7 protein-coding genes are annotated in these 9,345 nt (G+C 42.7%); 5 read left to right on the top strand and 2 right to left on the bottom strand.

All coding sequences use genetic code 11. The annotated features are described in order from the left end of the window. Positions 1 to 148: 148 nt before the first annotated feature. Positions 149 to 559: a fasciclin domain-containing protein gene (locus PN499_RS17765; protein ID WP_272033426.1), complete on the top strand. Its 411-nt coding sequence runs from the start codon at positions 149 to 151 to the stop codon at positions 557 to 559. 126 nt (positions 560 to 685) lie between these two features. Here the strand turns inward: PN499_RS17765 and PN499_RS17760 are convergent, their stop codons facing one another. Then, the gene (locus tag PN499_RS17760; protein ID WP_272033425.1) at positions 686 to 2,161 is read right to left on the bottom strand and encodes a glycoside hydrolase family 13 protein; all 1,476 of its coding nucleotides are present in this window, start codon (positions 2,159 to 2,161) and stop codon (positions 686 to 688) included. A 279-nt stretch (positions 2,162 to 2,440) separates the two neighbouring features. On the opposite strand from PN499_RS17760, the gene PN499_RS17755 reads away from it, so the two are divergent. From PN499_RS17755 to PN499_RS17745, 3 genes are all read left to right on the top strand, one after another. Continuing rightward, a complete protein-coding gene (locus PN499_RS17755; protein ID WP_272033424.1) occupies positions 2,441 to 4,111 on the top strand; it encodes a peptidoglycan-binding protein in 1,671 nt (556 codons plus the stop codon). Between the two features lie 474 nt (positions 4,112 to 4,585). Beyond that, entirely contained in the window at positions 4,586 to 5,047 is a 462-nt protein-coding gene (locus PN499_RS17750; RefSeq protein WP_272033423.1) for a hypothetical protein, read from the top strand. Between the two features lie 85 nt (positions 5,048 to 5,132). Then, a complete protein-coding gene (locus tag PN499_RS17745; RefSeq protein WP_272033422.1) occupies positions 5,133 to 6,563 on the top strand; it encodes a tetratricopeptide repeat protein in 1,431 nt (476 codons plus the stop codon). 21 nt (positions 6,564 to 6,584) lie between these two features. Here PN499_RS17745 and PN499_RS17740 read toward each other — a convergent pair whose 3' ends face one another. After that, positions 6,585 to 7,211, bottom strand: coding sequence for a hypothetical protein (locus PN499_RS17740; protein ID WP_272033421.1), 627 nt, complete (start codon positions 7,209 to 7,211; stop codon positions 6,585 to 6,587). 332 nt (positions 7,212 to 7,543) lie between these two features. On the opposite strand from PN499_RS17740, the gene PN499_RS17735 reads away from it, so the two are divergent. Continuing rightward, the gene (locus PN499_RS17735) at positions 7,544 to 8,833 is read left to right on the top strand and encodes a glucose-1-phosphate adenylyltransferase (RefSeq protein WP_272033420.1); all 1,290 of its coding nucleotides are present in this window, start codon (positions 7,544 to 7,546) and stop codon (positions 8,831 to 8,833) included. Positions 8,834 to 9,345 lie beyond the last annotated feature (512 nt).

Here is a 9,345-nt window from a genome sequence, read left to right as displayed (position 1 = left end):
CTTCTAGGCGGTATTCTTACCGCCTAGAAGGCGGCGTTACTGCTAGTTTTGCGTAAGTCCTATTTTAGAGAACTCGAACTAAATAGTTCTTCATTCTTTCTTCCACTTACTAGATTCATTTGCTGAAATTTATCAAAGGGAAAAGATCATGACTGATATCGTCGAAACTGTCACCCATGCAGGATGTTTTAAAACATTGCTGACTGTAATTGAAGCGGCTGGTTTGTTAGAGCTTTTGCAGGGGTCAGGATATTATACTGTTCTCGCACCAACTGACGAGGCTTTTGCTAAGATTCCACCTAATACTATCGCTTCTTGGATGGAAAATATTCCTAAACTCAAACAAATTCTGAGCTATCATATCATATTTGGTGATGTCAGAACTGATAATTTTCTTGAACTCACTTCCGCTGAGACAGTGGAAGGTTCAGTAGTTGGGATTGATACTTCTGATGGTATTAAAGTCAATCATGCTAAAATCCTCAAGGCCGATATTCTTGCCGACAACGGCACGCTCCACATCATTGACGCAGTGTTAATACCAGCGTTGGTTAATTAATAGCAATCAGGGTGGGTAATACCCACCCAATCTGTTAGTTGAAACCTTCAATGCTATTCCCTTCTTCCCCGATCAATCGGAGCATCGGAGCATCGTAGCCCCTTCATTCCCCTAGCCCTGAGCATCCTAGCCCCTAGCCCCTTCTTCACTAAGTATTAAGCCAGTCCGAGGGGGTATGGTTAATTCTAGTTGATTAGTTTCCCCTTCGAGGTTCCACAAAACCTCGCCTCTGCCGTATATAATCTTATCGGGATGAGATGTAAGATTAGGTGTATCAAAACTAACATTAACTGGTTCAGTTCCGACATTAACTGCCACAATCAATTCCTCTCCATCTAAAATTCGAGCGAAAACATAAGCTGTTCCTTCAGCGAATAGAGCATGATATAATCCTGTACGGAGAGCCGGATATTTTTGGCGCAAAGCTATTAAATACTTGTGGTAATTTAACACATCAATTTCCCACTGTTTTTCCATAGGAAAACCTCGGCGAGAATCTGGATCTAAACGACCAGGCAAGCCAACTTCATCGCCATAATATATGCTAGGAGCACCGGGAAATGTTAACAGTAGCAAAGTCGCAAGTTCGACGCTAGCTTGATCGCCTCCAGCAATAGAAAGCAGGCGTGCTGTATCGTGACTTGCCAGTAAGTTTAGCTGAGTAAGCTGTATTTCCCAAGGGTAGAGTTCTAACAAATATTGGATTTTTTCGCCGTACTCTTTGGCAAATAATGGGGGGTAGGGATGATAAGATCGGTCTTGTACTTGCTGAATGTCAACGCGATCGCCTGCTGTAAAAGCAATAGTTGGCCCAGCAAAAAGATAATTCATTACGCCATCAAATTGAGTGCCATCTAGCCATTCTCGTGCATCTAGCCAGACTTCACCCACGATATAAGCTTCGGGATTGATCGCTTTTACTCGCTCTCGAAATTCCTGCCAAAATCCCGGCGTTTTAATTTCAAAAGGAACATCTAAACGCCAGCCATCAATGCCGAATTCAATCCAATATTCGGCAATTTCCATGATATATTCTCGCACTTCCAGGTTATCATGATTAAAGACTGGCAATGCACGATTTCCATCCCAACCAGCATAGTTAGCAGGGAATTCACCATTGTAGGGAGATAGAGGCCAACCTTCTATTTTGAACCAATTTAACCAGGGAGAATAAGGGCCATTTTCGAGGATGTCATGGAAGAAGAAAAACCCGCGACTGGCGTGGTTAAATACGCCATCAAGAACAACTTTAATGTTACGTTCATGGGCAGCATCTAAGAGTTCTTTAAAAGCAGGATTTCCACCTAACATGGGATCGACTTGGTAATAGTCGTGGGTGTGGTAGCGATGGTTGCTAGCAGATTGAAAAATGGGGGTGAAGTAGATGGCGTTGATGCCTAAGTCTTGTAGATAATCTAACTGTTCCATTACACCCCATAAATCACCACCTTTGTAACCTTGGAGGGTGGGAATTTCGTGCCATTCTTCCCAGAGGAAGTTTTGCAAGAGGCGTTTGCGGGGTTGTTTGCTTTTGGCGAAGCGATCGGGGAATATTTGGTAGAATACGGCGTGTTTTACCCAGTCTGGCGTTTGAATTTGCATGGTAGTATGGTTGAGCGTCCATGACTAGGTTACATTTGTCGTGGCTGCTTTTGAATCTAACCTTTGGTAGAAAGGCTTACTGGCGAAGGTAAGTTTAGGTTTGTATAAGCTTTTGTCTTCCAAGTTACATTTTTATTGAAGGCTTACCCACTTCTCACGTCAACCACGTTCCCAGCGTCGTTACAAATCTTAGCTAGTAATTTGCACAAAAACTAAGAACTCGATCCGGGTTAATAGCAAACTTTCGGTATTAATTGGGAACAAAGTGAGGAATGATTTATGGTAATAGTGAGAAATATTACAGGTTGCGGAACCTCTGCAATTCGAGAACTCGATCGGCAGATCGTCAAAAGCATGGGTTCCAATGCTTTAGTCAGTTTTGAAGATTTAAATGTAGAAGCTTTAGGAGAAGGTGTCTGGTTTTACCTTCAGCCAGCAGCAAAAGAAGCACTTCAGCGTGCTATTAGCGATCGCGGCAAAAAACTCGGAGTATTCTCAGCTTATCGAACAATTGCCCAGCAATTTCTTCTATTCAAGCAGTTTCAAGAAGGTCGTTGCGGTATTACCGCCGCCGCCCGTCCCCCTTTCAGCAATCACCAGAGCGGCTTAGCATTAGATATTGAAGATCATCTCGGCTGGAAGCCTTTTCTTGAAGATCGCGGCTGGCAGTGGATAGGCGATCGCGACCCCGCGCATTTTGACTTTGTTGGACGAGGAACCATCGATCTTGCTGAGATTAATGTCCTGGCTTTTCAACGACTTTGGAACCAAAATAACCCCAACGATATTATTGATGAAGACGGCGATTACGGCCAAGAAACCGAGCGTCGGCTGGCCGATTCACCCGCAGAAGGCTTTTTAAATAGGCGAGGGATGTCAGGAATTGGGATGGGGATTGAAGACCAAATACTACGGTTAACCCAGCCTCCGATGACAGGCATAAATGTGAACAAAATTCAAGAAGCATTAGTTGCAACATTGGTAAATGTCGGCATTAGTATTGAAGTAAATGGTATTTTTGATGCGGCTACTGAGCTTGCAGTCAAAAAGTTTCAAGAGCAAAAAGGCTTAAGTGTGGATGGCATTGTCGGCCCTAATACCTGGAAGATATTAGGAGTAAAAGAGGATGTATCAAAACTTGGGGAAATCTTGAACAAGAAGCTCGTTATTAAGTTGGACGAACTCACTGCTGATAAGGAATTAGTTCGGGAAATCCAACGCCGGCTTAATGCTCTCGGCTTGCTGCAATTGTCTGATGTAGATGGAATTTTTGCAAATGTTACTAAGAATGCGCTAACTCGTTTTTGCGATTCAGTGTTCCTAAACAATATGAATACTGGCTTATTTGGGCCGGCATTTTTCCAAAAACTTATGGATCGCCGGGGTACGCCTAATGTACCTTCTTTTCCAAGCGATGCGCCCGGTTCTTTGCCAAAAAAACTTGCCTTTGCCCTTCAATTCACCTTGATATGGGAAGGAGGCTATGTCGATCATCCACTCGATTTGGGCGGGCCTACGAACAAAGGAATTACCCAAAGAAACTATGACACTTACAGAATCGCCAAAGGACTCCCTACCAAGGAGGTGAAGTTTATTGAAGAGGCAGAAGTGATGGAAATCTACTCCGAGATGTATTGGAAACCATCTCAGGCTGATTCAATGATATTGCCTCTAGCTATAGTGCATTTTGATACTGCTGTTCTTTTTGGAGTAAGGGGTGCTGTCCAATTTTTACAGGAAGCATTAGGAGTTGGTGTTGATGGAATTTTTGGGCCGCAAACTGAAAGTGGAATGGGAGCTAAGAATAACAAAGAAACAGCTTTGAGTATTATCAATGGAAGAATTGCTTACCATCACAATAGAGTTAAGGAAAACCCTTCCCAGGATGTCTTTTTGCAGGGTTGGGTGAACCGTGCTAATGACTTGAGAGAGTTTATTACAGGGCTGTAGAGAAAAACTGAACTACATTTGGCAAAAGGTTTGTCCGTTAATTGAGTCGCGATCGCATCTGCTTTTCAAGACCATCTGCGATCGCTCCTCTGTCACTAACTCAAGTCAGCACAGCCTTTGATTAGCTGTTAAAAGCGATCGCACTTCTAGCCAGTGAGCGATCGCTTCTACTGCACTCAATCGGCGGTTTAACCGATTCTGGCGTTTAAATTTGCATATTAGCCTTGCTAACCTTCTATGGCTGAGGCTATAATTTTAGCGGGTACTGATAGATCTAAGAGTTAGTGGAAATCGGTACTGCTAAAGGTAGGCTCAGAACTTATAGCAGTTTTTTTGTATTGGAAGTTACAATTTTTTTGAATTGGAGACTATATGCAGGCTGTTCGGCAAAACAGCATAGGGCTAAGGATTATCACAATGTGCTAGTGTATAACAATTTTCACTCAAACCTTTACATAAAGTTAGGTACGTACTATGTCATCGAATACAGGTGGAGTTAGTCAAAGCATTAAAGGTGGCAGCAATACAGGGGCGATGCAAGCAGGAGTGGCAGGAGGCAATGCGAATGTGCTTGCGGGTGATGGTAACGAAATTCAGCAAACTAATCAAGTTGCTCCAGCAGAGAAAGAGATTACTCAAGATGAGGCGATCGCACTACTAGAACAAATTGAAGCATTGCTGCAAACAGCGGATTTGCCAGATGAGAAGAAGAAGAAAGCCAACAATCTCCTTGCTGTTGTCAAAGATGAAGCTAAGGAAGTAAACCCTGATAAAGACTCTATCAAGACAAACCTCAAGAAAGTAGCGGAGAGTATCAAAACTACCAGTGAAACGGTTGAAGCAACTCAGGGACTTTGGAAGACTTTCACCCCTATTTTTGTTAAGTTAGCACCTTGGATAGGGGTAGCAGCTAGCTTTTTCCTGGGAAGTGTCTAAATCTACTAATAATTTCAGGGTGCTTGCATTTTGTTTTTGCTGATTCATAAGTCATTAACGCTATTTTTAGGGATCTGTCAATCTCATGGTTCAGCCATCACCCTCGCCTAATTTAGACGATCAGCAGTTGCCACAGGAAATAGGTGTATGTCAAGAGCTAAGCACTGGTTCCTCCAATGAGGGTACTATACAAGGAGCCAGTGCTGGCCGCGACTCCAATCAAATTCACGGGGATAATAACACTATTATTCAAAATGTTTTCACTCTTAACGAGGAACTGAAGAAACCTTGGGGAGTCTTCAAGAAATCGAACCCTGTATCAGTTGAATCTACGAAAGAAAAAGTTTCTGGAATCTGGCAATATCCAAAAGTGATGACTAGCTTGGGATTTATTTTTTTGCTAGGTACAACCACCTTTTTCGTACCCCAAATCCGCGACAGCATAGAACAGTCAATATGCTTTAACCTTGCTCGCAAAGAGGGAAAACTAGCGATCGCCGTTGCTAAGTTTCACAATTCAGAAGGAAACTCAACCATTAGTTCACGAATTGAAGACAAAATTATAGAGCACTTGAAAAAAGAAACAATACCTCATGCCGTGATTTGTCGCGTCAGTGAAAGTGTACCTCGCCTTCAAGAAGCTGACAGATTGGGGGAAAAGTTAGGAGCAGCGTTAATCATTTGGGGGCGTCAGGGCGGAGCTACTTTGGAAGTCTCAGTCACAGCAGTGAATCAAAATAGTAGAACTTTTACTAAGCTGGAATTGTCCGCAGCTAACTCTTTTGATTTTGATATACACACAAAAAATTGGCCGAGTCTTGTATTTTTAATGACTGCTTGCAACTTGAGCAAAATCTATAATAAAGAAGGACGCTTTCAGGAAGCACCTGAAATTATTGAGCAAGCGCTAGAAGTTGAATCGATGAAGCTGGAGTTAGACAAAAATAAAAGGACTACTGAGGTAGTGTCTGGTGCTTACGTCTTATTAGGAAATTTATATTCTCCCTATACAGATTGGCAGTGCTCTAATAGAGAGAATTGTGAAAAAGCTTTAGGAGCATATCGAGCTGCATTTGATTGGAACAACACATTTTATGAAGCTCTCCGTAAACAAGCTTTGCTCTATTACCGGATGGGGAACCTGACTGAAGCACAGAATGTTTATACCAAAGTAATTGAGTCTGCACCTCAATCTGAGTCAAAATTCAAGCCAAGCGATCGTGTAAATCGGGCAACTGTCTACCTAGAGCAAGGCAACGCTACAGAAGCAGTTAAAGATTTAGACTTAGTTTGCCAGCAAGTACAATGCGATCTTGAGACCCTTAAGACACTGGGATTAGCTCAACTGCAAGCTAAACACATAGAAGCAGCCATAAAAACTTATCGCGATATTATGCGTCACTTAAGTGCAAACAAGACCGCAAAGGATGAACTTATCGACGAATTGCATTCCCTTGCAAAAAATAAACCAGACCTACTTCCAGATATCAACGAGACGATCGCTAATATTAAATAATGGGCAAGATATTATTAGAAATTATGGGATAGGGCTATTAGGGTTAGGGTCATCGCACACGCAGGAAATCCTTTGACCGTTTACTCTATGCCAACTATGAAATACTACATTTTGATTATTATAATAAATATAAGCCTCATAACATTTATCCGACCCATTTTCTCGCCAACAATCGATCTTCTTGCCAGAACTTCCCAGTGTTTTGAACTTGACACGGGTGGAAGTGAGCGTGCCTTCATCTGAAGCTGCCATTAACTCACCAAGTCGTTCAGTAAGTTTTCCTATGCGTTCGTGAACTTCCGATGAATTTTCAACAAGATTAACTTTTGGTTGCTCTTCAAAGACCTCATGTTTACTCTTTGTTGCCTGTTCAGATTCAGGTAAATAACTCCACTTTACTGAACCTATTTCTGGTTTCTGGCTTTCTTCTGATGAAATTTGATATTGTAGTTGAAACTCTATCAGCTCTTCCTCTAAATGACCGCAAGAAACTAGCTCGTTTATTATAAGTGCCTTGGTCAGCTCTATTAAATCACGCAGCTTAATTGTTGGAGCTGAATCCTTGTTTTGCAAGTTCAGAAAATCCCATAATGCTTCTTGTTCCATTAAGGATTTGTCTAGTGTAAGAGATGTTAGCTTGTATTTCATAATAGTGATGTTGTGTTTATTTAGCCTCATATACTAATTAGTATACATAATGCCTAATTAAAATTCCGGAAAGTATGAAAACTTTACTTGAATTATAGAAAGGATTGGAGGAAGTACGATCGCTCACCTCACCTCCTCATAGCGATCGCACTCCCTCCTACCCTCAAAAGCGATACTAAAATCAGCATCCCCAAGTTGTTATATTCCACTGAGGAATTCTACCTAACGGCCAGCATCCTACCCCTCCCCTATTCCCCTCCCCCCCTTGTCAACGATCCCTCACCATCCGACACTGGACAATGAGAGCTCACCGGCAGTCAGGAGGAAATTTTGTGAAAAAAGTCTTAGCCATCATCCTTGGCGGCGGCGTAGGTACCCGCCTTTACCCGCTTACCAAACTGCGGGCCAAACCCGCCGTCCCCCTCGCAGGCAAATACCGCCTGATCGACATCCCCGTAAGCAACTGTATTAACTCAGAAATACTCAAAATATACGTCCTCACCCAATTCAACTCAGCATCCCTCAACCGCCACATCTCCCGCGCCTACAACTTCGCCGGCTTCAGCGATGGCTTTGTGGAAGTGCTCGCGGCCCAACAAACCCAGGAAAACCCCAACTGGTTTCAGGGTACAGCCGATGCAGTCCGTCAGTATAGCTGGCTGTTTGAAGAATGGGACGTTGATCAATACCTGATTCTCTCAGGCGATCACCTCTATCGCATGGACTATCGAGAATTTGTCCAACGCCACCTCGATACCAAAGCCGATATCACCCTCTCCGTCTTACCGATGGATGACAAACGCGCCTCCGACTTTGGCTTGATGAAAACCGATGAAAACGGTCGAATTATCTCCTTCAGTGAAAAACCCAAAGGCGAAGCCCTCAAAGAAATGCAGGTCGATACCACTAAACTGGGATTGACGGCAGAACAAGCTAAAGAAAGCCCTTACATTGCCTCAATGGGGATTTACGTCTTCAACAAAGACGTTTTGATGAAATTGCTGAAAGAATCCCCAGAACAGACTGATTTTGGCAAAGAAATTATTCCCAACTCTGCCAAAGACTACAACGTTCAAGCCTACTTATTTGACGGATATTGGGAAGATATTGGAACAATTGAGGCTTTCTATGATTCTAACTTAGCTCTCACAAAACAGCCTCATCCACCTTTTAGTTTCTACGACGAACAAGCCCCAATTTATACTCGTCAGCGTTACTTACCCCCATCGAAACTATTAGACTGCCAAGTAACCGAATCAATTATTGCTGAAGGTTGCATCCTCAAAGAATGTCGCATCGACCATTCAGTATTAGGGGTGCGATCGCGGATAGAAGCAGGTTGTAACATCGAAGATTCCCTGATTATGGGTTCCGACTTCTACGAACCCTTCGCCGAAAGGCAGTCAGGTTCCGAAAAAGGTGCTGTCCCCGTTGGCATCGGTGCAAATACCAGGATTCGCCGCGCTATCATCGACAAAAATGCCCGCATCGGTCGCCACGTCCAAATTATCAATAAAGATAGAGTGGAAGAAGCCGAACGCGAAGACCAAGGATTCTATATCCGCAGCGGCATTGTCGTAGTCCTCAAAAATGCCATCATTTCAGATGGGACGATCATTTAAGCAGTGGTTGGTTGTTAATCGTTAGTGGTTACTTGTTAGTAGTTACTTGTTAGCAGCTAACCGTCTGCTAACCCATAGTTACCAATACACTTAAACGCTAACGATTAACCACCAATGCTAGAGTAGAAGGCAGAAAAATTTAGCGATCTTGAAGAGCAGAAGAAAAATAAAATAAAAGCAATAGTTTCAGGAATTAAAAAGATCCTAACTGTATTAGCGGTTATTCTAAATTCTGTTACCGCTGCTAAGCGATCGCTCACCTTTGGGAAGTTTAATTTTTGAGAAGAAATTGCTTTGTTTCTGGTAATGCACCTTCCCCTACCGGCCAGCTATGCCAACGCCGTAGATTAGTTTGAAGAGTCAAGTAAATTTTTCCATCCCCCCCTCCGATTAATTAAAAGTTAAAAATTAAAAATTAAAAATTAAATCTCACAATTTTTAATTTGGCATTTTTAATTGATTAAGTTACTCCCCCACCTCCCCCATCTCCCTCTGCCTTCTGCCTTCTGAGT

Source organism: Kamptonema animale CS-326 (assembly GCF_028330895.1).
GTDB classification, from domain to species: domain Bacteria; phylum Cyanobacteriota; class Cyanobacteriia; order Cyanobacteriales; family Microcoleaceae; genus Kamptonema; species Kamptonema formosum.
The sequence above is the reverse complement of the archived record's forward strand: the minus strand, read 5'-3'. Positions and strand labels throughout refer to the sequence as shown.

Bases quoted from the DNA above. Each gene is read 5' to 3' on its own strand.
- PN499_RS17765 (WP_272033426.1), top strand. From the start codon at position 149: ATGACTGATATCGTCGAAACTGTCACCCATGCAGGATGTTTTAAAACA.
- PN499_RS17760 (WP_272033425.1), bottom strand. From the start codon at position 2,161: ATGCAAATTCAAACGCCAGACTGGGTAAAACACGCCGTATTCTACCAA.
- PN499_RS17755 (WP_272033424.1), top strand. From the start codon at position 2,441: ATGGTAATAGTGAGAAATATTACAGGTTGCGGAACCTCTGCAATTCGA.
- PN499_RS17750 (WP_272033423.1), top strand. From the start codon at position 4,586: ATGTCATCGAATACAGGTGGAGTTAGTCAAAGCATTAAAGGTGGCAGC.
- PN499_RS17745 (WP_272033422.1), top strand. From the start codon at position 5,133: ATGGTTCAGCCATCACCCTCGCCTAATTTAGACGATCAGCAGTTGCCA.
- PN499_RS17740 (WP_272033421.1), bottom strand. From the start codon at position 7,211: ATGAAATACAAGCTAACATCTCTTACACTAGACAAATCCTTAATGGAA.